The following is a 21,329-nucleotide window of genomic DNA, read 5'->3' as shown; positions in this document are numbered from 1 at the left end:
TGGGGTGACACGAGTTGACTGGTATATGCCCCACCCTGGCACTCCCGATCCGGCGCCGCCCCCGGAATTCCGGCATGTGCTCGCTCAACCCCGGGCCGTCACCGACCCGAGCACCGATGCCGACTTCGCCGACCAGTCCGAGGTGATGATGCTGGCATGGTCCGCCGCCAGCAGGGACAGCCGGGCCGCGGCCTCGGCGTCCGTCGGATCGGTCGAGGAGATGGCCGGGGACACGTTGTGGGCGTCCGTCATGATCAGGATGTAGTGGTTCGTGGAGTAGAAGGACGTGGCGTAGCCGTTGTTGACGTACGACGCCGCGTCACCGTCGAAGAACACGAACCACGGCTGGATCGAGGCGTCGTAGCGGCTGGTACGCGGGTCGCCGCTCGCCGCGCCGAGGACCGCGGGGAAGGCCTGGGCCGCCGAGATGTCCCCGGCCGCGTACAGGTCCCGCAGGTGGTCGCCGTACTCCTCGTCCGTCCAGTAGCTGTCGAAGGGGTTGGACTCCTCCACCGTGCCGGGGATCAGCTCGAAGAGGAACTTGCCCTTCAGAGCGTCCCGGCTGGGCCAGGCGTTCGCCTTGGCCGCCGCGTCCAGCGTGGAGTACGTGGAGCCCAGCAGGTCGGAGGGCTTGTACACGCTGCTGCCCAGCTTCGAGGCGACCAGCGAGTCGAACTCGTCGGGGCCGAGGCCGGCGTTGTTGTTGAAGCCGACCTTCATCTCGACCTTGAAGACGATCGGCGCGTGGTCGGGGTGGAGCTGGTTCCAGGCGGCGATGTTGTCCAGGCAGCTGCCGAGGTCCTGGTTGCGCTGCTTGCTGTACAGGTCGCTCGGGGTGCTGGCGTATTCGCAGTTGTTGTCGTTGCCCAGCGGGTTGCTGTGGCTGACCCGCCAGCGGTGGCTCAGGCTGTCGACGTAGACGTCGAGTTCGAGCAGCGAGGCTCCCGAGTCCAACGCCTGTGCGAAATAGGTGTACTTGGCCTTGTCGTACGCGTTGTGCGTACCGATCGCCGTAGTCTCGGACAACTTCCCCGACGCCGCATGGGCGTTGCCGGGTCCCATCAGCACCATCGCGGCCGCACCGAGCAGCGCCGCCAGCCGTCTGACCGTACGCACGTGAAATCCCCTTCGTAGTCACGGAGTTGGCGGCAGCGTAGGGGCAAGCGGTTACTGCGCGGTAGCCCCTGGAGGAACAGGAAGCACCCGGGTGCCGTGCGATCGCCGTGCCCGAATTCGTCGGCCGGGGCAGGTTTCACAAGGATGCGGCGGGGCCACACTGATGCCGTTCCGGTGCACCGGTGTACGTCGACGGGAGGCGAGGCGCCGTGACCATCCGTCCCGCCCCCTTCTGGGAGGCCCTCGACCCGGGTGACCGGGCCGCGCTGCTGCGGGCGGCGACGCGGATGTCCCTGCCGGCGGACCGGCAGTTCCTGACCCAGGGCGAGGACTCGGACCACCTGGTCGTCCTGCTGCACGGCTGGGTGAAGGTGATCGCCCAGTCGCACGCCGGCTACCGCGCCCTGCTCGCGCTGCGCGGTCCCGGCGAACTCCTCGGCGAGCAGGCCGCGGTGGAGCGCGGGCGCCGCTCGGCCTCCCTGGTCACAGCCACCTCGACCGACCTGCTGAACCTGCCCGCCACCCGCTTCCAGGTGCTCGCCCGGTCCCGCCCGGGCGTCGCCGCGGCCCTGGAGCAGACCCTCTCGCAACGCCTGCGCGAGGCCGACCTCCAGCGCGCCGGCATCACCGAGCCGGTGCCGGCCCGGCTCGCCGTCCTCCTCCTGGACCTGGTCGAGCGCTGCGGCCACCCGGACCCCGACGGCACCGGCCACCGCATCGGCCTGGCCCTCTCCCAGGACGACCTGGCCGGCCTGCTGCTGACCTCACGGCGCACGGTGAGCCGCGTCCTGGAGCAGTGGCGGTCCCGAGGATGGATCATGACGGGGCGTCAGGCCCTGCTGGTGCGGTCGGCGGACCAGCTGAAGCGGCAGGCGTTCGGCGGGTGAGCCCGGGCCGGGGGGCCTCAGCAGGTCGTGTAGCTCACCCCGTCCTTGGACGCCTGGTAGATCCGGTAGCCGTCCGAATGGGTCAGCTGGTAGGTGATCGACCACTGGTCGCAGGTGTCGTCGGGGCTGCCCTTGGGTCCGTAGCCCGGGTCCTGGTGGCTGGTGAAGTTCAGCGTGGCCAGGGTGTACCGGCCGTCCGAGGACAGGCCGCCGAGCACGAAGTCGCTGTCCTGGGTGCTGGACATGACCCCCTTCCACTTGTCGCGGCCGGCCGTGGTGCCGAGGTCGACCACGCCGGTGTCAGGGTCGTAGTACTTCAGCGCGGTGTCGTAGCGGTGTTCGTTGATCGCGCCGAAGAAACGGGCGAACATCTCGGCCACGTCCTCGGCGGCATCGTCGTCGGCGACCTGGGAGTAGTCGACGGTGGCCCCGGAGGCCACGGCCACGCCGGAAGGATTGGTCTCGTCGCCGGGGTCCGGGGAGGCCTGGTCGGTCGGCGGGTCACCGCCGACGTACGTGCGCGGGGTGGGCGTCCCCGTGGCCGACGAGGACGAGGAGTCGCCCGAGCCGCCCGAACTCGCCACGTGCGTCGCCGCGTAGCCGCCGACCACCCCGATCAGCACCGCGGTGAGCAGCCCGCCGACCCACCGGCTGGCCGCCGAGGCGGTCTGCCGCGGGCGGGGCAGCGGGGTGAGGACGGGGGTCTGCGCGGTCTGGGTGGGTAGCTGCCACGGATTCGGCTGCGGGGCGACGGCGGCCGGCGGCGGGGTGCGCTTGACGCGGCCGTGTTCCAGTTCCAGTACGGGTATCCACTCGGCGAGCCGGGGCCGCCGCTGCGGGTCCTGGCTCTGGGCGCGCGCCGCCAGGTTCGCGAGCTGGGTGGAGACGGCCCTGAGCGGGGTGAGGTCCCTGCTGTCCTGGCTGCGGTTGAAGACCCGCGCGGCCAGCAGCCCGAACTTGTAGGAGTCCGTGGCGACCGTCGCGGTGGTCTTCTCCGGGGCCGGCACCTCGTAGTCCGGGGTGTCCACCTGCGTCAGCACGTCCTTGCCCCGGTAGCGCATGGAGTCGCAGTCGATGAGCAGGCAGCGCGCCTGCCCGCGCAGGGTGAACAGGACGTTCTTGGGTGACAGGTCGCCCACCGCCACACCGTGCCCGTGCAGCCGGTCCACGGTGCGGGCGAGATCGAGCAGCAGCTCCAGGCGCTGCGCGTCGTCGACGGGCAGCCCGATGTGGGCGCTGTAGGAGTCGTCGTTGAGGAGGAACTCCATCGCCTGCTGCTTGGCCCCGTTCAGGACGGGGCTGTGCAGCTCGTGCTCCGGGCCCACGCGCCGCATGAGGAAGCCGGTCACCGTGGTCCCGGGGTTCCGCGAGGGCCGCGGGTCGGTGGGCGTGTCGTCCCGGTACACCAGCACCGTCGGCCAGGTCAGGCGGTCGTCCAGGAAGGCACGACCGGCCGGGTCGAGGAGCTGGCGGAAGCAGACCATGTCGTACAGCACGTCGCCGTCGTACGGGACGTTCGGCAGGTACTCCTTGTAGACCAGGGACTGCCCGGGGAACTTCCCGTGCGGGTCCGGCACCCCGTACACGATGCCCTGGCCGCCGCCGCCCAGACGGTGCGCGGGGTAGTCGCCCAGTTGCTCGGCGGGCGTCCAGGGCACCCTGACGTCGTTCATCGCACCGCTCCCGGCGCCCCTCCGCGCGGCCACAGAGCCACCAGTGTGCGGTCGTCGTCGAAGGTCTCGCGGTAGAAGTCGAGCGCGTACGCGAAGCCCAGCGGCGGCAGCGGCCGGGACAGTTCCTGGACGCACAGCCGGGCCACGGCACCCCGTCCGTCACCGACGGGGTCGCCGAAGCCGTCGGTGCCGACCAGCAGGACGCTGCCCGGGTCCAGGAGGTACTCGAACGGATCGGTGTCGGCGGGCACGTACGGCATCGGCCGGACGGCCGAGGAGAGCAGCCCGTCCGCGCCGAACGACTTCCCGCCCTTGAGCGGGTACACCTCCTGGTTCTTGATCACCCAGACCCCGGAGTCGCCCACCGACACCAGGACCACCCGCACCCCCTCCGCGGTGGGGGTGGCCGCCCCCGCGACCAGGGTGGTGGCCAGCAGCGCGGCGGTGTCGTCCACGCTCGGGGTGTCCTGCGCCCGCAGGATGCGGCGGGCCTGCTCGACCAGCTGCCAGTGGACGGTGCTGAGCAGCTTGCGCCAGTCGGTGACGAATCCGCCGCTCGCCCGCACCTGGGCGAGCAGTTCGTCGACCGCGCTGCGGCAGGCCAGCTGGGAGCCGATGTGCGGCTCGCGCGCGTCGGACACGCCGTCGGCGACGGCGAACACGACGGCGCCGGTGAGTTCGTCCCAGGCCGCCGCCGCGTCGTCCTCGCGGGGCTTGCCCTCGGCCCGGTGGGCGTAGCCGCGCACCGAGGCCAGCCTCAGGTCGAGCGCACTGGTCGACCAGCCGTCGCAGACGGTGTCGGGGCGGTACGACAGCCCGCCCGTGGGCGGCCTGGGGTCGAAGGCGGGGACGGCGCCGTCCACGGAGAGGGGCAGCCAGCCGCCGGCGAGCTCGCTCCGAGGGGGCGCGGTCACGGCCGCCGGTGTCCGGACGTTCGGCCCGCCGGGCTGGGCGGCCGGACCGGATCCGGCGGGTTCCTTGGGGTACAGGTCCGGGGCCGGGCCGGGCGGCGCCGGAACGTGCCGCCGCTCCTTCGGGTCGTCTTCGGACCGGCGGTGCGAGAACAGGGGCACGTCAGATCACATCGATCGCGACGGTGAAGCCTTCCGGCTTGTCCACCATCAGTTCCGGGGACGGCGAACTCAGTGACCGCCCGGAGCGGATCACGCTCTGCGTGAGGGCCGTGCAGAACTTGGCGATGGCGCTGCCGACCTCGACGCCCTTGTTGACGATGAAGCCGAACTGCGGCTGGGTGGCGACCTGGTTGATGGTCTGCGCGTCGGCGTCCTCGATTCCGCAGGCGATGATGTTCGGTGCGCCGAGGGTGGTGTTGCGGTCGGTGAGGCGGCGGTGCGCGTCCTGCCAGTCCTCGTGGTGGTTGGGCAGTCCGTCGCTGAAGAAGAACACGGCCGGCCGGTGCACCTGGTAGCCCTCGCGCTTGAGGGCGTTCACATCGCCCGGGATACGCACGATCAGGTCCTCGAAGGCGTTGCGGTAGCTGGTCATGCCGCGGGTGCGCAGCCGCGGGAACTCGTTGGCGCTGCGCAGGTCGACCAGACGGACCCGCTCGACCACGTCGTCGGAGAAGCCGAGCACCGAGAAGCGCACCTTGGCGGCGGCCATCGGTTCGCCGAGCAGCGCCTGGTGCAGCGAGCGCAGACCGTCGTTGAGCTCGTCTATGTAGTCGGTCATCGAGCCCGACTCGTCGGCGAGGACGTAGATGGGGAGCAAGTGCCCCCGGTTGCTTTCCATCATCGTCTTTCCGTTCTTGCGTGGTGGGAACTGTGTGGTTCGTGGGACCGGGCCGGGCGGGTCAGAACGCGTCCTCGGCCCGCCGGAAGCCGTCGGGCGGGCTCACCGCGAACTGCGGGTCGCCGGAGGCGATCCGGCGGGCGTAGCCGACGACGCTGTCCCGCAGGAAGGCGGCGCAGCTGTGCGCGGCGGACACGGCGTCCTGGTTGGGCGGCGCCATGAAGGCGAACTCGGGCCGGGTGGCCACACCGCGGACCGCGAACGTGTCGGCGCGGCCCAGGCCCAGCGCGATGACGTGCGGCGCCGCCGGGTTGCCGGTGGTGTCGGTCAGCGTGCGGTGGGCCTCGCGCCAGCCGTTGCCCTCCTCCGTCGCGCCGCCGGTGACGAAGTGGACGATGGGCCGCAGCACCTGCACGCCCTCGCCCTTGACCACGCCGACGTCCTGCCCGAGGACGGTCGTCAGCAGCTGGAAGGCGTGCCCGTACGACAGTCCCGGCCGTCCGGTGAGGATGGGGGTGCGGGTGCCGGGCGCGACCGTCTCCAGCTGGAGCCGGGGTTCGGTGGTGGCGGCCATGCCGAGGACGGACAGCCTGAGCGCGGTGGAGAGTTCCGGGGCGGAGGAGAGCGCGGAGTGCAGGTCGCTCAGGCCCCGGTTGAGCTCCTCCAGGCAGTTGCGGTCCATGGACTCGTCGAGGACCAGGTAGATCAGGGCGGTGTAGGCGGGGGTGGTCGGCCGTCCGGCGGACGGCGGGACGGGGTCGCCGGCCACGGTGGAGCCGGGGCCCGCGCCGTAGGGGGCGGAGGCGGCCGGGGCCGTGGGCTGGGGCGGGGTGTACGTGGGCTGGGTCTGGGTGGGGGTGTACGCCGGCGGGGCCTGGGCCTGCCCGGCGGCGGGCGCGGCGGACAGCTGGGCCGGCGGGGCGTCCCAGGGCCGGGCACCGGTCAGCTGCGGGGTGGCGGCGGGCGGCAGCTGGGCCTCGCCGCCGGTGGCCCGGCCGACCGCGTCGGTCAGCAACTGCCGCGTCGCGTCCAGGTCGCCGGCCTGCACGAGGTTCTTCTCCGCCATCAGCTGGAGCAGGCCGAGGGCGCGCTGGTTCTGGAGCTCCGTGGTCGCGAAGCGGGCCTCCTCCAGTTTGCGCATCATCTCGAAGGCGCCGGCGGCGTCCTCCGGGTGCGTGATCAGGTAGTGCCGGATCAGCCCCTCGCTGGTGGTGAGGGTGCTCTGCAGCGCCGCCGCCTGCCGGGCGGTGGCCTCTATCTCCAGTTCCTGCTTCTTGGAGTCGAGCTGGCCCTGGCGCAGGACCTCGCCCAGGTTGGGTACGTGTTCGGCCTGGCCGAGGGCCTCGCGCCGGCCGGCCTCGATCAGGGACTCCAGGTAGAGCTTGGACTTGTCGTCGGGCTGCACGGTCACCTGGCAGCCGTACACGATCAGGCCCTCCGCGAGGGTGACCTGCTGGGCGCACTTCTGGTTGAGGTAGTGCTGGAGGCCGAAGGAGTCCTCGATGGCGAAGCGCTGTCCGGCGCCGTGGAAGAGGCTGGTGAGGTAGTTGTGCACGAGGGGCAGCGGGTTGTCGATGCCGGAGCGCACCACGGCCTTGGCGCCGTCCCAGCTGTCGACGCGGAAGGCGAAGTCGACCTTCACCTCGAAGGCGTGCACGCCGTCGCGGGAGACCAGCGGGTTGCGGCCGAGGACGGCGCTGCGCCGCCGGGGGCGCAGATCGACCTCGTAGCGCATGCGGTACTTGGAGAACACCTGCTGCGAGGGGGTCATCGGGCGGCCCTCGAAGCACTCCACCTCGCCGGACGCGGTGGCGTACACGACCGCGAGGTGCGGTTCGGTCGCCTTGGTGGGGCCGACCGCCATACGGGGCACCGTCGTCCGGTTGACGATCAACGAGACCGGGTCGTTCACCGGTCACCTCCTGGCTGAGTGGGTCGAGCGGAGGGCGTGGCCCGCAGGGCGGCGCCGAGGACGGCCGCCGAGCGGGGCAGGGGACGGAAACGGTCGCGGTCGGTCCAGTGGGCGGCGTAGCGCTGGAGGAGCAGGCCGGCGCGCGGCGAGCGGGCGGCGACGTCGTCGGCCAGGACGCGGACGAGGTCGGCCAGCAGCTCGGGGTCGGTCTCCGCCTGGGTGGCCCAGGCGTCCAGGACGGTCCCGGCCGGTTCGGAGTAGACCTCGCCGCTGATGGCCTCGGCCCACAGGTAGCCGATGAGGCGGCGCAGTTCGCCGCCGGGCGGGCTGTCGGCGGCCAGTCTGAGCAGGGTGGGGCGGCTGCGCCCGGGCAGGCCGCCGGCCGGGGGCTCGTCGGTGACCAGGGCGTTGGCGAGGATCAGGAAGGCGAGGTGTCCCGTGTGGCGGCTCTTCGGTTCGTGCGCCATCTCGGCGAGGGCGCGCAGCACCGCCGGGGCGTTGGCCCGGACGTCTTCCTCCATCAGGTCGGCGACGGCGTCGCCGACCGCGATGGCGACCTGGACGGAGTCGACGGTGCCGAGCCGGGTGAGGGCCTGGAGGGCGGTGGGCAGGCCGGCGCCGCCCAGGCACAGGCCGTAGGCGCGGGCGGCGGCGGCCTGGAACTCCCAGGGTCCGCCGAGGTACCAGCCTTCGACGAGGGCGCGCACCCCGGGCCGCAGGTCGGGGTCGCGGGCACAGACGCGCAGGGCGTAGGCGATGGCCTCGCGGCGCTGTTCACCGCTTGCCCCGTCGCGGATCCAGCCGGGGAAGACGAGGGTGCTGATGGCGTCGAAGGACTCGGTGGCGATCAGGCCGAGCGCGGTCCCGGCGAAGCTGCGCACCTGCTGCGAGGGTTTGTCGACCAGGTCGGCCAGCCAGTCGAGGAGTTCGCCCTGGATGGTGTACTGCGACCAGGCGTGCCGGATGATCCGCGCCGGGTAGTCGGGGTCGCGGTACTCGGCGACGGTGCACGGCAGCCAGCCGTTGTCGCCCCGGGTGACCGCGGTGACGGTGCGGGCGCGCAGCTTCTCGTCGAGCATCCGGCGGGACTGGCTGAAGGGGTCCTGCCGCAGTGGTACGGGGCCGTGCTCGACGCTGGCGGTCAGGACGCCGCGGTCGCTGCGGAAGCGGTCCAGGAGGGCGCTCGCGGCCATGGCGACGTACTCCTGGGGCAGTCCGCCGAGGACGGCGAGGGCGACGGCGTGGGTGCGCAGGCCGGTGTCGCCGAGCCCCTCGAACCACTCCTCGGGGCCCTCGCCGCCGGTCTGGTCCATCCGGGCGCGGACCCGCTCCAGGTCGATGACGCCGGCGGCGTGCTCGTGCCCGATGACCTCGGCCAGCCGGGCGGCGTCGCGGCAGGCGGCGGCCGGGTCGAGGAATTCCTCGCACAGGGCCCGCACGCCCGCCGCGGCGAGGGCGTGTTCGGCGTCGTCCTCGCCGAGCCGGTGCGCCAGGTGGGCCAGCAGCACGTCGTGCAGGGTGTCGGGGCGGCCTATTCGCTGGACGTACTCGCCGACGCTGTGGCCGAGTTCGGTCTCCGGGCCGGCGATCAGCACCAGGTGGGCCTCGGCCTGTGACAGCAGGTCCTCGAGGCCGGCCAGTTGGGAGCCGCGTAACTCGCCGAGGTCGACGGGCCGGTCGAGCAACAGGCCCGCGCCGCGGCCGAGTTGCTTGAGTTCGGTCAGCCGGGTGAGTTCGGCGACCGAGTCCAGCAGGTAGAAGGCCTGGGTCTGGGCGGAGAGCAGCAGTCGTACGGCCGCGGCGGTCTTGCCGGCGCCACCGGGGCCGCGCAGCACGACCGAGCGGCGCCGCCAGGCGTCGGCGACGACGTCGTCCCAGCGGGGCGGCGCCTGGAAGGTGCGCCGGACGGTGTCCACGATGCCGGCGGCCAGGGCGCGCAGGACGACCCCGCGTTCCCCGTCGGCGTGGATGACGATCTTGTCGCCCTCGACGCGGTCGCCGCCGATGTGGGTCCAGGCGGTGCGCAGCAGCCCGGCGCGCAGGCTTCCCTGACCGGGGCGGGCGGTGGCCTGGCGGGCGGTGTCGCTGGTGCCGGCGGTGTTGTCGGAAGACGCGGGCTGCTGGCCGTCACCCTGCTGGGGGTTGCCCTGCTGGGGGGCACCGCCGTCGCCGCCGGTGCCCGGGCCGGACGGGGGTGCGCCGCTGCCGCTGCCCGGCGGGGGCGCGCCCCCGCTCTGCGGCTGCGGGGCTCCCGTGCTCGCGGTGGGTGCGGTGGTCGTCGTGGGCTGTGCGGTGGTGGGCGGGGGTGAGGAGGGGGTGCTCATGAGCCGTCCGCGGGACCGGTGCGGTGCGGCGGGGCCGGGTGTCCGTAGTGGTACACGGTCTTGTCGCCGTTCACGTAGTCACCGTGGACGTAGGGACCGTTGACGTAGGGCCCGTTGACGGCCGTCGCACCGTCCCCCACGGCTATCTGGCTGTTCGTCACGCCGCTGATGTACGGCGTCGGCGGCGGGACCGGGCTCCCCGGTTCGGTCCCGCCGCCTGCCGCTCCCGCGCGGCCGCCCGTGCCGGGGGTGTCCCCGGGTCTGCTGTCACGTGGCGGCTCCCCCGAGTCCGCGGGAAGTCCGGGCGGCGCCGGGTAGCCGGGTACGGTGACCCAGCCCCGGCGCGGCTCGCCGTGCTTGGTGACGAAGTCGGCGGGCAGGTAGGCCGCCGGGTCGAGGCCCGGATAGCCGCCCAGCACCACCTTCTGGTGGATGTCCTCCGAGACGACCACCACCAGGTGGGCCCGGCCGGCCCGGGCGAGCACCTGCTTGACGGGGCCCGCGTCCACCAGCCGGGCCAGGTCGTTGATGGCGTTGCCGGTCCACAGCTGCCCCTGCTGGATCACCAGCCCCTGGTTGAGCCCGACCCTGAACCGCATCCGGTGGTCGTGGTTGTACTGGCCGCTGTGCGCCACCAGGGCGTCCTCCAGGCCGCGCACCAGCTCACGCAGCAGCCGGGTGGGGCTGGTGCCGATGGGGATCAGCAGCAGCATGCCGTCCCCCCGGTCCTGCCAGGGGCACGTGTCCAGGTCCAGTCCGGCGCGTCGCAGCGCGAATGCGACCACCTGGTGCATGCTCTGGTGCAGCGTCGCCTGCGTGGTCTCCGGGCGCAGACTGAAGTCCTCGATGTCGAGGAGCACGATCCAGTGGGTGAGCGGATCGTCCGGGACCAGCATGTGCGACCTCCTGTGCCGGAGCAGGGCTCGCGTGCGCCCCGCGCATATCTGGATAGAACCTGCTTGCGGCAGTGTCTACGCCATCTGGCGCACAATGCCCTCTTGCCGACGTGTTCGGCGGTATTTCCGCCACAACGTCACACGCAGGCGTACGATCTCGCACCGACAACCGGGAAACCCCCGAACAGAAACTGTCGTTCCGTCATAATCTGTCCGGCGAGTGGTAGTTCGCCGCCAATGGCAACGCGCAGACAGACGGTGGAGGGGGCCCGGGTGCGCCAGTTCCGCATCCCGCCGCAACTGTTGCTGGGCTTCGTGCTCGGTCTGGTGATCGTGGTGTCCGCCCGCGCCTGCGGCGGCCCGGAGGGCCCGGCAGGCGCCTCGGCGGCAGCTCCGGCTGCTTCGGCGGGCGGCGGCTCGGCCGTGACCCGCGGGGGCGGCGCCCCGGCGGGCCTGCCCGCCCTGTGGCCCACGCCGCGGAGTGTGCGCCGCGACGCCGGTTCCGTGCGGATCGGCCGCAGTGTGGCGGTCCGCTCCGACGCCGGCACCGACGCCTCCACGCTGGACGCCGTCACCCGGGCGCTGCGCGCGGGCGGTGCCCGGGAGGTCCGCCTCGGGGACGCGCCCGGGCCCGGGGAGCTGCTGGTCACGGTGGCGACGGGCGGTACGCCGAAGGAGCTGTCGGCGCTGGGCGCCGACGGGCCCGGCGAGCTGACCGCCGGCGGGTACGTCCTCGCCGTCGGCACCGACCACGGCCGGCCCCGCGCCGTCCTCGCGGGAGCGGACGCGGCCGGTGCCTTCCACGCCGCCCAGACCCTCGCGCAGCTGGTCCGCCCGGTCGGCTCGGGGGCTGCCCGCACCGAACTGCCCGCCCTCCGCGTCCGCGACTGGCCCGCCACTCCGGCCCGCGGGATCGTCGAGGGCTTCTACGGCGAGCCCTGGACCCAGCGGGAGCGCCTGGAGCAGCTGGACTTCGCCGCCCGCTTCAAGCTCGACACCTACGTCTACGGCCCCAAGGACGATCCCTACCTGCGCGCCCGCTGGCGCGAGCGCTACCCCGAGGCACGGCTGGCCGAGCTGCGCACCCTGGCCCGGCGGGCGGAGGCCGACCGCGTCTCCCTCGTGTACGCCCTCTCCCCCGGCCAGTCGGTCTGCTACTCCTCCGCCACGGACACCGCCGCGCTGGTCGGCAAGTTCCGGCAGCTGTGGGACGCGGGGGTGCGTGCCTTCGCCGTGCCGCTGGACGACATCGACATCGACCGCTGGAACTGCGCGCGCGACGCGACCGTGTACGGCAACGGGCGGGGCGCGGTCGGGCGGGCGCAGGCCGACCTGCTGAACCGGGTGCGGCGCGAGTTCCTCGACGCCCGCCCGGGCGCCGCCCCGCTGCTCACGGTGCCCACCGAGTACGACGGGTCGGCCGCCAGCCCGTACAAGTCCGCGCTGGCGGACCGGCTGGACCGGGGCGTCTGCGTGATGTGGACCGGGCCGCTCATCGTCTCGCCGAGCATCCGTGCCGACCAGGCCCGCGAGGCCGGGCAGCGGTACGGGCACGCGGTGCTGGTGTGGGACAACTACCCGGTCAACGACTACACCGCGCAGCACCTGCTGCTGGGCCCGTACACAGGTCGTGACGAGGGGCTGCCCGGAGCGGTGGCGGGCCTCCTGGCCAACCCGATGCCCCAGGCCGCCGCCTCCGACCCGGCGCTGTTCTCGATGGCCGCGTACGCCTGGAACCCCACGGCGTACCGGCCCGCCGACGCGCTCGACGCGGGCCTGGCCGTGCTGGCCGGCGGAGACGGGCATGCCCTCACGGCGCTGCGCGCCTTCGCCGACGTCAACCGGGCCTCACGACTGGACTCCGGGCAGGCACCTCAGCTGGCGGCGCTGACGGCGGCGTACTGGCGGGGTGGCGGGAAGGCCGAGCGGGCCCTGCGCGAGCGGCTCACCGTCCTCGCCTCGGCGCCGGACACGGTCCCCGCCGCGCTGCGCGCTCCGGCCGCCCCCTGGCTGGCCTCCGCCAGGGACTGGGCCCGGGCCGCCCTCGCCGCGCTGGACGTCCGCGACGGCAAGGGCTCCCGGGCCCAGGTGCTGTCCCTGCGGACGGCGGCCCGCTCCCACACGATCGTGGACTGGCAGGACCGGACCCGTCCGGTGGAGGTGGGGGGCGGGGTGCTGGACGCGTTCGTGGCCCGGGTGGTGGGTCGGTAGACCCGGGCCGAGTCTGCGCAGTCCTATCCCCGGAAGTCCGCCGGGCGCTCCTGGGACGCCTCCGCCAGGGCCTTCCGTACGCCGTCCACGCCCGCCCGCAGGCCGTACACCGGGGTGCCGGGCTGCTGGCGCCAGGACTCGTCGAGGCCGCCCGTGTCGACCGTGTCGAAGCCGAGTTCGTCGATCAGCGCGCGGACCTTCGCCTTGGCCGCCGCGTCGTCGCCGGCCACCGGCAGGGCCATGCGGTCGGGGGCACCGGCCGGGAGCGGTCGGTCGAGGATGTCCTGGGCGTAGGTGCCGTTGAAGGCCTTGATCACGGGGTGCTCGATCTGGCGTTCGGTCCAGCGGCTCTCGGTGAGGCCGTCGTCCTCGATCGCCGCGATACGGCCGTCCCGCTGCTGTGGGTAGTAGTTGCCGGTGTCGATCACGGCCACGCCCTCGGCCGCCCCGTCGAGCAGGCCCTTCGGCAGGGCCGGGACCGCCTTCAGGGGGACCGTGACGACCACGACCTCCGCGCCGTGTGCCGCCTCCTCGGCCGGTACGGGGGTCGCGCCCGTCTCCTCGGCCAGTTCGGTGAGCGTGTGCGGACCGCGCGAGTTGGCGACGGAGACGTCGTGGCCGAGGGCGGTGAGCCGCCGGGTGAGGTTGCCGCCGATGTTGCCCGCCCCGATGATGCCGATCTTCATGACAGACCTTTCCGGGTTGATGCGCGCGCATGCGTTTGTCGTGCTGCGTCAACCGCGGGGGCGCGGGGGCTATTCCGCCGCGGGTCACGGCAACCGGGTGAACGTCGTCAGACCCGTACGACGATCTTGCCCGTGTGCTGGTTGGACTCCATCAGGCGGTGGGCGTCCCGGATGCGGTCCAGGCCGTCGAAGACCTCGGCGACGACAGGGCGGAGGGTGCCGTCGGTGAGCCCGGAGCCGATGTAGTGGGCGGCGCGGCGGCGGCCGTCCTCCGTGCCGGTGACGGTGAAGTTGTTGTAGCCGTGGACGGTGAGCGGCCAGGCCCGGGGAAGCTCGATGGGCCGCTCGGACAGCCAGCCGTAGCTGATCAGGGTGCCGTCCTGGACAGTGGCCTCGCCCAGCTCGCGGAAGAAGGAGCCGCCGACGGCGTCCAGCACGATGTCGGCCCCGAGCCCTCCGGTCAGCCGCCTGGTCTCCTTGACGACGTCCTCCTCGCCGCTGACGATCACGTGCTCCGCGCCCAGGTCCAGCAGCAACTGCCGCTTGGCCGCGGTGCGGGTGGTGGCGATGGGCACGGCACCGGAGCGCCGGGTGACCTGGATCGCGGCGGTGCCGGCCCCGCTGGACGCGCCGGTGATCAGCACGTGGTCCCCGGCCGCCATGCCCGCCCGCTGGACCAGGGCGCCGTAGGCCGTGGTGTAGGTGAGCCAGACTGCGGCCGCGGTGACCGCGTCGGTCCCGGCCGGGCGCGGGACCAGCGCGGTCTCGGGCAGCAGCACCCGGTCGCCGTACACCCCGTGGGAGCTGAGGTTGAAGTTGGCCGCCGTCAGCACCGGGTCGCCCGGCGCGAAGGCCGTCACCCCGGTGCCGACCGCCTCGACCTCGCCCGCGGCCTCGTAGCCGTTGCGCGAGCCCGGCAAGGTCGGTTGGTAGTAGTAGATGCCCGAGCGGAGCATCGCCTCGGCGCGGTTGAGGCCGAGCGCCTCGACCTTGACGAGCACCTCGCCCGGTCCGGGCGCGAGCAGTTCGACCTCCTCGACCGTGAGGACCTCCGGGCCGCCGAGTTCGTGAAAGAGCACTGTGCGTGCGTTGGTTGACATGCCTCAGACGCTAGGCGGCGCATCACGAGACGATCCATGTCTGCTGCCCTCGCCTTCATGTCCGTACGTCTTCCGAGCCCGCTCCGCTCGATACGCTCGGCCCGTGGACGTACTCAGTGACGCCGTCGCCGCCATGCGTACCGGGCGGCCGCACTCCGCCCGGCGGGACAAGCACGCGCCCTGGGGGCTGCGCTTCGCCGCCGCGGAGGAGGCCGGGTTCCACGTGGTGCTGCGCGGGTCGGCCTGGCTGATCCCGGTGGAGGGCGAGCCGGTCGCGCTGGCACCCGGGGACGTGGTGTTCCTGGCGCACGGGCAGGAACACGCGCTGGCCAGCGGCCTCGACGTACCGCTGCGGGAGGTACGGCTCCTGGCGGACGGCACATGGAGCGCGCCGGCGCCCGCACCCGAGCCGCCGTCGGGCTGCCCCGACACCGTCACCCTGTGCGGCACCTACCGGCTGGACCGCGGCCGCTCCCACCGTCTGCTCGCCGAACTGCCCGAGATCGTGCACCTGCCGGCCCGGGTCGGCACGCACCGCTCGCTGCGGGCGGCGGTGGAACTGCTGGGGATGGAACTGGAGGAGGCCCTGCCCGGCTCGGACGCGATCGTCACCTCCCTGCTGGACACCCTGCTGCTGTACATCCTGCGGGCCTGGTGGCAGAGCGAGCGCGAGGCGGGGCGGCTGCGGGGCTGGTCGGCCGCGCTGGCCGACCCCGCCGTCTCGGCGGCGCTGCGCGCGATCCACGGCGACCCGGCCCACCCCTGGACGGTGGCGGAGCTAGGCGCGGCGGGCGGCCTGTCGCGCGCCGCCTTCGCCCGCCGCTTCACCGCCCTGGTGGGCGAACCACCGCTGACGTACCTGACCTGGTGGCGCATGACCACCGCCGGCCGCCTCCTGCGCCATGACGACCTGCCGCTCCGCCAGATCGCCCAGCGCACCGGCTACACCTCGGAGTTCGCCTTCGCCAAGGCCTTCAAGCGGGAGTACGGGGTGGCACCGGGCCAGTACCGCAAACGTATCCCCTAGCCCGCGAACGGGTCCTCCAGGTCCGCGTGCAGCACCTGCGCGGCGGTCTCCGCGTCACCGTCCCGCGCGCACGGGGGTGCACTCGGTGAACAGGTCGGTGAGGACGGGGTTGCGGGCGGCGGCGACCGCGGCCGCGTGGAAGGCGATGTCGGCGTCGACGAAGGCCGTGTCGTCCGCCGTTTCGTCGGCCGTGGCGGCGGCACGGCGGCCCGCCGGCGCCGCCTCGATCGCGGTGACGTCCTCCGGGGTGCGGCGGCGCGCGGCCAGCCGGGCCGCGTGCACCTCGACCGCCGTCCGGACCTCGCAGACGTCGCTCACCTGGGCACGGCGCAGCCTGGTGGGTCAGTCCTCGGCGGGTTCGGTGGCGATGACGAAGACCCCGGCGCCGTGCCGGGCCCGCACCAGCCCCGCCCCGGCCAGGGCGCGCAGCGCCTCGCGGACGGTGGAGCGGCCGACGCCGAGTTCCTTCGCGAGGGTGGTCTCGCCGGGCAGCCGGGTGCCGACCGGCCAGTGGCCGCCGGTGATCCGCGCGCGCAGCCGCTGGGCCGCCTGTTCGACCGACGGGCTGGGGCGGACGGGACCTGGCGTCATCGGCGATGCACCAACTTGTCTGAGCGATAGGAGGGTTGAGGAAATTCTCACTTGTCCGAGGAGCCGAGGAGTCGCTAGCGTGCCCCGCATGACGCTTCGCGGTCTCCTTCTCCTCGGCTGCCGCGGCGGGGCCTGACGCGACCGGCACCCCGCCGCGGGTCGCCGTGCTGCCGGTCACCGTTTGACCGAGCCGAAGGCAGCAGCAGACGATGACCACGACCGCACCTCATCCGCTCTGGAACCCCCAGCGTCCGAGCCCTATGCCGTACCACCGCTACCGCCCCTTCCAGGAGCGGGTGAACGTCCCCGCCCAAGACCGGAGTTGGCCGTCCGCCCGCTTCGAGCGCGCCCCGCTCTGGGTCCCCGTCGACCTGCGCGACGGCAACCAGGCCCTGGCCGAGCCGATGGACACCCCGCGCAAGCGCCGCCTGTTCGACCTGCTGGTCTCCGTCGGCTTCAAGGAGATCGAGGTCGGCTATCCGTCCGCGAGCCGCACGGACTTCGACTTCGTACGGCATCTGGTGACCGCGGGCACCGTGCCGGACGACGTGACACCCGTCGTGTTCACCCCGGCCCGGCGGGACCTGATCGACCGGACCTTCGAGGCGATCGAGGGGCTGCCGAGGGCCGTCGTGCACCTGTACGTGGCGACGTCCCCGGTGTGGCGCGAGGTGGTCCTCGGGCGGGACCGGGGCCAGGTGTGGCACACCGTGCGCGAGGCGGCGGAGCACATGGCCCGCCGGGCCGGGGACACGGCCGGCCTCCGCTTCCAGTTCTCCCCGGAGACCTTCAACCTCACCGAGCCCGACTTCGTCCTGGAACTGTGCGACGGGCTGACCAGGGTGTGGGACGCGAGCCCGGACCGCCCGGTGACGCACAACCTCCCGGCGACGGTCGAGATCGCCACCCCGAACGTCTACGCCGACCAGATCGAGTACGCCCACCGCAACCTGTCCCGCCGGGACTCGGTGATCCTCTCGGTCCACCCGCACAACGACCGCGGCACCGGAGTGGCCTGCGCCGAACTCGCCGTTCTGGCCGGGGCGCAGCGCGTGGAGGGCTGCCTGTTCGGCAACGGGGAGCGCACCGGCAACGTCGACCTGGTGACCCTCGCGCTCAACCTCCACGCCCAAGGGGTGGACCCCATGGTCGACTTCCGGGACATCGACACCGTCCGGGAGACCGTCGAGCACTGCAACCGGCTGCCGGTGCACCCGCGGCACCCGTACGCGGGCGACCTGGTGTACACGGCGTTCTCCGGCACCCACCAGGACGCGATCAGCAAGGGCCTGGCCCATCATTCCGGGCAGGCGGCGCGGGCCGGTCTGGCGGAGGAGTCGGCCCCCTGGGCGGTGCCGTACCTGCCGATCGACCCGGCCGACGTGGGCCGTTCGTACGAGGCCGTGATCCGCGTCAACTCCCAGTCGGGCAAGGGCGGCATGGCCTATCTGCTGCGCACGCACCACGGGCTGGACCTGCCCGAGCGCATGCGGCCGGACTTCTCGCGGGTCGTCCAGGAGGTCGCGGACGACACCGGACGGGAGGTGGCGCCGAAGGAGCTGTACGACCTGTTCCGGGCGACGTACATGGTGCAGGGCCCGCGGGGACTCGGGGACCACGCGGAGACGGCGCCGCTGTCCGGCGTCCTCCACGCGCTCGCCGGCGCCGGGTTCGACGTGGAGGTGCTGGAGCAGGCCGAGCACGCGATCGGGGAGAGGACGGTCGCCTACGCGGAGTGCCGGGTGAACGGCGCCACGGTCTGGGGCGCGGGCGAGGGTCCGTCGTCCGGCACGGCCTCGGTGCGCGCGGTGCTGTCCGCGGTGAGCCGGGCCGTCCGGTAGGCGAAGGGGGGCGCCCGGCCGGGCGCCCCCCTTCGGCTCGCGTCACTTGCTCAGGTAGGCCCAGAACTCGTCGAAGGACAGGACCTTGTCGCCGTTGAGGTCACGGGTCCTGATGACGGCCTCGGCCACCGTGTCGGTGACGTTCCAGTCGCCTCCCTGGGCGAGGGCGGACTTGAACTCGGCGGCGGTGATGAAACCGTCACCGTCCGCATCGATCCGCTGGAACTGCTTGCGTGCTTCCTCGATGTCCGCCACCGATCCGCCCCTTTTGTGTCGCGTTGCTTCGGTCTTGCTGTCGTGCTGACGCAGGTCAGACTAACGGCCCGGCCAGACCTTCAGTGCGGCGACCACCCAGGCGAACTCCTCCCGGTACGTCGGGGGCTCCGTCTGCCCCTTGATGACGGCCGCCAACTCCCGGTAGCGGGCGACCTCGTTGCCCAGATCGATGCGCCGCAGGACGGCCGCCCGGTCGGTGTCCGCGCCGAGCAGCTCGGCCAGCACGGCGTCCGCTCCGGGGTCGCCGGGCGCCACGCCCCGCGCACGCGCGTCGCCGACCAGCTCGATCAGCCGCTGGAAGAACAGCATCGAGGAACCTGCCGGAGCGTCGGGTCCACGGTCGGCGGCGTTGTACTCGATCATCCTGCGCATCGCGGCCCGGAAGTCCGGATTCTGAAGCAATTCCGCCAGCTCCACCCAGGCGTCGACCTGCTCGGGCGTGGGATCGTCGGGCAGACTCACGCCGATGCTCCGCGTCCGCTCCCGGATCCACGGGTCCGCCGTGTCGAGCCCATGGAAGATGTGCTCCACGAACTCGTCCACGATCCGCTGCCGCTCGGCCACCGACAGCCGTGCCAGCCTGTTCATCAGGGTCGTCTCCTCCGCACTCGATCCGCGTCGCGCCACCGTGGACAGCACCGCCCGGGTCACCTTCAGGGAACAGATCTGCGCGTCGAGGGCGGCCACGTGTGCCGCCGCAACCTCCGCGACCGTCGTCTCGCCGGCCAGCACCTGGCGCACATGGCCGAGGCCGAGGCCCAGCTCACGCAGGGTGCGGATCAGTTCCAGGCGGGCGACGGACTCGGCGTCGTACAGCCGGTATCCGCCGGAGGAGCGGGCCACCGGGGGCAGGGCGCCCTCGTCGGACCAGTAGCGGACGGTCCGCACGGTGAGGCCGGTGGCCCGGGCCAGCTCGCCGATGGTGAAGAGGGGGGTGCGGTCTGCGCTCACACCGGCGAGTCTGGACCTTCCAGCGGGTGGAGACTCAAGGAGCCGGCGTGTGCTAGCGGAAGATGCCGGTGTGGCCGAGCGAGTAGCGGCCCGGCTGGGGGTAGACGGCCAGGCCGTGCGGGCCGCTGCCGACAGGGATGCGGGCCAGCAGGCTGCCGGTGCCGGTGTCGATGGCGTACACCTCGGAGTCGTAACGGCCGGACAGCCACAGGACCTTGCCGTCCGCGGAGACCCCACCCATGTCGGGGCTGCCGCCGCCGGACAGGCGCCACTTCTTCGTCAGCCTGTCCTGGGTGAAGTCGAAGACGGAGATGCTGCCCTCGCCCCGGTTGGAGATGTACATCTCGCGGGAGTCCCGGCTGACGTACAGCCCGTGGGCGCCCTTGCCGGTGGGCAGGAAGCTGGGCTTGGCGAAGGTGTCGCCGTCCAGGATCCACACGCCGTCCGCCATCATGTCGGCCACGTAGAACCGCTTGCCGTCGGGTGAGACCTTGACGTCCTGCGGCATGGCACCGGCGAGCGGCAGCTTCTGCTTGTCGATCACCTCCATCCGCTCGGTGTCCACCTTGAGCAGGTCGCCGCTGAACTCGCAGGAGACGATGAAGTACCGGCCGTCGAGGGAGAAGTCGGCGTGGTTGACGCCGGCGCAGGCGACCGGGACGGTCTTCACCTTCTTCATGGTGTGGGCGTCGCGGAAGACCAGCTCGCGGTCGAGGGAGGCCATGACGATGGCGTATCTGCCGTTCGGCGTGAAGTACAGGTTGTAGGGGTCGTGGACGTCGACCCGCTTGCCCGCCTTCCCCGTCCGGGGGTCGATGGGGGTGAGGGTGTTGCCCTTGTCGTCGTTGACCCACAGCGTCTTCAGGTCCCAGGAGGGCACCACGTGCTGGGGCTGCCGGCCCACCGGAATCGTGTCGATGACCTGGTACGTCTTCGGGTCGATGACGGAGACGGTGTCGGAGTTGGTGTTGGGCACGTAGACCCGGGACGGGAAGTCCCGCACCACCGGCGAGAGCTGGTTCGGGCGGTCGGCGGCGTACACGTCGGCCGGGTCGAGCACGGGAGGCATCCCGGGCAGCCCGTCGGCCTGCGCCTTCTGCACGGACGGCCGGACGGGCGCCGTGCTGCCGGGGATCTCTTCCTTGTGTTGCCCGGTTCCGCCGCCGCACGCGGACAGCAGCGTCAGGGCGGCGAGGGCGCAAGCGGCGGCCAGGGCGCGGGCGGCGTGGGTGGGATGCATCAGCTCAGCAGCTCCGTGGTGGTGACCGCGCGCAGCCCGCGGCGGCCGAGTTCTTGGAGTACGGCGGGGAGGGCGACGACCGTGTCGGGATAACCGAAGTGCAGGCTCACCACGGAGCCCGCGCGGACCTCGTCCAGGACCGTGCGGGTGATGGCGGGGGCGCCGGGCCGGGTGTAGTCCAGCGAGTCGACGTCGTACGACAGCACGTGCGGGTAGCCGGCCTCCTGGGCCAGCCGGGTGACCAGTGCGGAGGCGGTGGGCGCGCGCGAGGGCCGGAACCAGGTGCCGATGGAACCGGTGAGCCGCCTCAGACGGTCCGCGCAGGCGGTGATCTCGGAGCGGGCGCCCGCCTCGGACATGGCGTTGATCGCGAGGTGGCGCTGGGTGTGGTTGCCCAGGTCATGGCCGCCGTCCAGGATGCGGCGGGCCAGGTCGGGGTGCTCGTCGAGCCAGTTGCCCACGGCGAGGACGGTGATCCGAGCGCCCTGCCGCTCTGCCTCGGTGAGCAGGCGGCGGGCGAGGGCGGGCTCGCCCTGGCCGTGGAAGGTCAGGGCGACGGCGGCATCCGTGCGCGGGCCATGGGTGATCTGGGCCGGGTGCCGGGGGAAGGCGCGCGGGGACGGGGCCGGCCCGGGTGTGGCCGCCGAACGACCGGGAGCGCGCGGCCGCGTGGCGCTCGCGGCGGGGTGTGCGGGGGCGCCGGTCTCCCCGCAGCCGACGGCGAGCGCGCTCCCGGCGACGAGCCCGGCGCCCGTCCGGAGCACCCCGCGTCGGTTGGTGGTGGTCACCCACACCATTTAAGGGGCGCATGGTAAGAAATGCGCACATTGGACCTCATCCGGGGGA

17 protein-coding genes and 1 pseudogene are annotated in these 21,329 nt (G+C 72.9%); 4 read left to right on the top strand and 14 right to left on the bottom strand.

Translation table 11 applies throughout. The features are described from left to right. Positions 1-84: 84 nt before the first annotated feature. The gene (locus ACWGJM_RS29745; protein WP_453414815.1) at positions 85-1,116 is read right to left on the bottom strand and encodes a phosphatidylinositol-specific phospholipase C domain-containing protein; all 1,032 of its coding nucleotides are present in this window, start codon (positions 1,114-1,116) and stop codon (positions 85-87) included. Positions 1,117-1,325: 209 nt separating this feature from the next. On the opposite strand from ACWGJM_RS29745, the gene ACWGJM_RS29740 reads away from it, so the two are divergent. Beyond that, positions 1,326-2,003: a Crp/Fnr family transcriptional regulator gene (locus ACWGJM_RS29740; protein ID WP_453414814.1), complete on the top strand. Its 678-nt coding sequence runs from the start codon at positions 1,326-1,328 to the stop codon at positions 2,001-2,003. Between the two features lie 17 nt (positions 2,004-2,020). Here the strand turns inward: ACWGJM_RS29740 and ACWGJM_RS29735 are convergent, their stop codons facing one another. From ACWGJM_RS29735 to ACWGJM_RS29710, 6 genes are read right to left on the bottom strand one after another with little or no spacing between them, the layout of a single operon-like run. Then, complete coding sequence (locus tag ACWGJM_RS29735; RefSeq protein ID WP_453414813.1) at positions 2,021-3,676, bottom strand: lipopolysaccharide kinase InaA family protein; 1,656 nt, start codon at positions 3,674-3,676, stop codon at positions 2,021-2,023. Next, positions 3,673-4,749, bottom strand: a complete 1,077-nt coding sequence (locus tag ACWGJM_RS29730) for a protein phosphatase 2C domain-containing protein (RefSeq protein WP_453414812.1) — start codon at positions 4,747-4,749, stop codon at positions 3,673-3,675. Before ACWGJM_RS29730 ends, ACWGJM_RS29735 begins: the two co-directional genes overlap by 4 nt. Position 4,750: 1 nt before the next feature. Then, entirely contained in the window at positions 4,751-5,431 is a 681-nt protein-coding gene (locus tag ACWGJM_RS29725; protein ID WP_453414811.1) for a vWA domain-containing protein, read from the bottom strand. Between the two features lie 58 nt (positions 5,432-5,489). After that, positions 5,490-7,340: a hypothetical protein gene (locus ACWGJM_RS29720; protein WP_453414810.1), complete on the bottom strand. Its 1,851-nt coding sequence runs from the start codon at positions 7,338-7,340 to the stop codon at positions 5,490-5,492. After that, positions 7,337-9,664 carry a hypothetical protein gene (locus ACWGJM_RS29715; protein WP_453414809.1) on the bottom strand — a complete coding sequence of 776 codons (2,328 nt, stop codon included), beginning with the start codon at positions 9,662-9,664 and terminating at the stop codon, positions 7,337-7,339. Before ACWGJM_RS29715 ends, ACWGJM_RS29720 begins: the two co-directional genes overlap by 4 nt. Further along, a complete protein-coding gene (locus tag ACWGJM_RS29710; RefSeq protein WP_453414808.1) occupies positions 9,661-10,560 on the bottom strand; it encodes a hypothetical protein in 900 nt (299 codons plus the stop codon). The genes ACWGJM_RS29715 and ACWGJM_RS29710 overlap by 4 nt, the downstream gene beginning before the upstream one ends. Positions 10,561-10,797: 237 nt before the next feature. Here ACWGJM_RS29710 and ACWGJM_RS29705 point away from each other — a divergent pair, with 237 nt between their 5' ends. Continuing rightward, positions 10,798-12,771 carry a beta-N-acetylhexosaminidase family protein gene (locus ACWGJM_RS29705; RefSeq protein ID WP_453414807.1) on the top strand — a complete coding sequence of 658 codons (1,974 nt, stop codon included), beginning with the start codon at positions 10,798-10,800 and terminating at the stop codon, positions 12,769-12,771. Positions 12,772-12,794: 23 nt separating this feature from the next. Here ACWGJM_RS29705 and ACWGJM_RS29700 read toward each other — a convergent pair whose 3' ends face one another. Both ACWGJM_RS29700 and ACWGJM_RS29695 read right to left on the bottom strand, forming a co-directional pair. After that, a complete protein-coding gene (locus tag ACWGJM_RS29700; protein ID WP_453414806.1) occupies positions 12,795-13,457 on the bottom strand; it encodes an NADPH-dependent F420 reductase in 663 nt (220 codons plus the stop codon). Between the two features lie 107 nt (positions 13,458-13,564). Continuing rightward, complete coding sequence (locus ACWGJM_RS29695) at positions 13,565-14,557, bottom strand: zinc-dependent alcohol dehydrogenase family protein (RefSeq protein WP_453414805.1); 993 nt, start codon at positions 14,555-14,557, stop codon at positions 13,565-13,567. A gap of 103 nt (positions 14,558-14,660) precedes the next feature. On the opposite strand from ACWGJM_RS29695, the gene ACWGJM_RS29690 reads away from it, so the two are divergent. Continuing rightward, positions 14,661-15,584: an AraC family transcriptional regulator gene (locus tag ACWGJM_RS29690; RefSeq protein WP_453414804.1), complete on the top strand. Its 924-nt coding sequence runs from the start codon at positions 14,661-14,663 to the stop codon at positions 15,582-15,584. A gap of 72 nt (positions 15,585-15,656) precedes the next feature. Here the strand turns inward: ACWGJM_RS29690 and ACWGJM_RS29685 are convergent. Next, positions 15,657-16,175: pseudogene (locus ACWGJM_RS29685) on the bottom strand (FadR/GntR family transcriptional regulator); the annotation flags it as partial. Between the two features lie 209 nt (positions 16,176-16,384). Between ACWGJM_RS29685 and ACWGJM_RS29680 the strand changes: the two are divergent. Then, positions 16,385-18,016, top strand: coding sequence for a 2-isopropylmalate synthase (locus ACWGJM_RS29680; RefSeq protein WP_453414803.1), 1,632 nt, complete (start codon positions 16,385-16,387; stop codon positions 18,014-18,016). A gap of 42 nt (positions 18,017-18,058) precedes the next feature. Here ACWGJM_RS29680 and ACWGJM_RS29675 read toward each other — a convergent pair whose 3' ends face one another. Genes ACWGJM_RS29675 through ACWGJM_RS29660 form a run of 4 tightly spaced genes read right to left on the bottom strand, consistent with a single transcriptional unit; the run spans position 18,059 to position 21,271 of the window. Continuing rightward, positions 18,059-18,271 (bottom strand): EF-hand domain-containing protein, encoded by a 213-nt coding sequence (locus ACWGJM_RS29675; protein WP_199213668.1) that lies wholly within the window; start codon positions 18,269-18,271, stop codon positions 18,059-18,061. Between the two features lie 60 nt (positions 18,272-18,331). Next, positions 18,332-19,243: a helix-turn-helix domain-containing protein gene (locus ACWGJM_RS29670; protein WP_453414802.1), complete on the bottom strand. Its 912-nt coding sequence runs from the start codon at positions 19,241-19,243 to the stop codon at positions 18,332-18,334. A gap of 52 nt (positions 19,244-19,295) precedes the next feature. Continuing rightward, positions 19,296-20,483, bottom strand: a complete 1,188-nt coding sequence (locus ACWGJM_RS29665; protein ID WP_453414801.1) for a YVTN family beta-propeller repeat protein — start codon at positions 20,481-20,483, stop codon at positions 19,296-19,298. Next, on the bottom strand, positions 20,483-21,271 hold the full coding sequence (locus ACWGJM_RS29660) for a polysaccharide deacetylase family protein (protein WP_453414800.1): 789 nt from the start codon (positions 21,269-21,271) through the stop codon (positions 20,483-20,485). The genes ACWGJM_RS29665 and ACWGJM_RS29660 overlap by 1 nt, the downstream gene beginning before the upstream one ends. Between the last annotated feature and the right edge of the window lie 58 nt (positions 21,272-21,329).

Source organism: Streptomyces sp. NPDC054834 (assembly GCF_053611185.1).
The sequence above is the reverse complement of the archived record's forward strand: the minus strand, read 5'-3'. Positions and strand labels throughout refer to the sequence as shown.

Coding starts and splice junctions, on each gene's coding strand:
- ACWGJM_RS29735 (WP_453414813.1), bottom strand. CDS start 3,676: ATGAACGACGTCAGGGTGCCCTGGACGCCCGCCGAGCAACTGGGCGAC.
- ACWGJM_RS29725 (WP_453414811.1), bottom strand. CDS start 5,431: ATGATGGAAAGCAACCGGGGGCACTTGCTCCCCATCTACGTCCTCGCC.
- ACWGJM_RS29715 (WP_453414809.1), bottom strand. CDS start 9,664: ATGAGCACCCCCTCCTCACCCCCGCCCACCACCGCACAGCCCACGACG.
- ACWGJM_RS29710 (WP_453414808.1), bottom strand. CDS start 10,560: ATGCTGGTCCCGGACGATCCGCTCACCCACTGGATCGTGCTCCTCGAC.
- ACWGJM_RS29705 (WP_453414807.1), top strand. CDS start 10,798: ATGGCAACGCGCAGACAGACGGTGGAGGGGGCCCGGGTGCGCCAGTTC.
- ACWGJM_RS29700 (WP_453414806.1), bottom strand. CDS start 13,457: ATGAAGATCGGCATCATCGGGGCGGGCAACATCGGCGGCAACCTCACC.
- ACWGJM_RS29695 (WP_453414805.1), bottom strand. CDS start 14,557: ATGTCAACCAACGCACGCACAGTGCTCTTTCACGAACTCGGCGGCCCG.
- ACWGJM_RS29680 (WP_453414803.1), top strand. CDS start 16,385: ATGACCACGACCGCACCTCATCCGCTCTGGAACCCCCAGCGTCCGAGC.
- ACWGJM_RS29665 (WP_453414801.1), bottom strand. CDS start 20,483: ATGCATCCCACCCACGCCGCCCGCGCCCTGGCCGCCGCTTGCGCCCTC.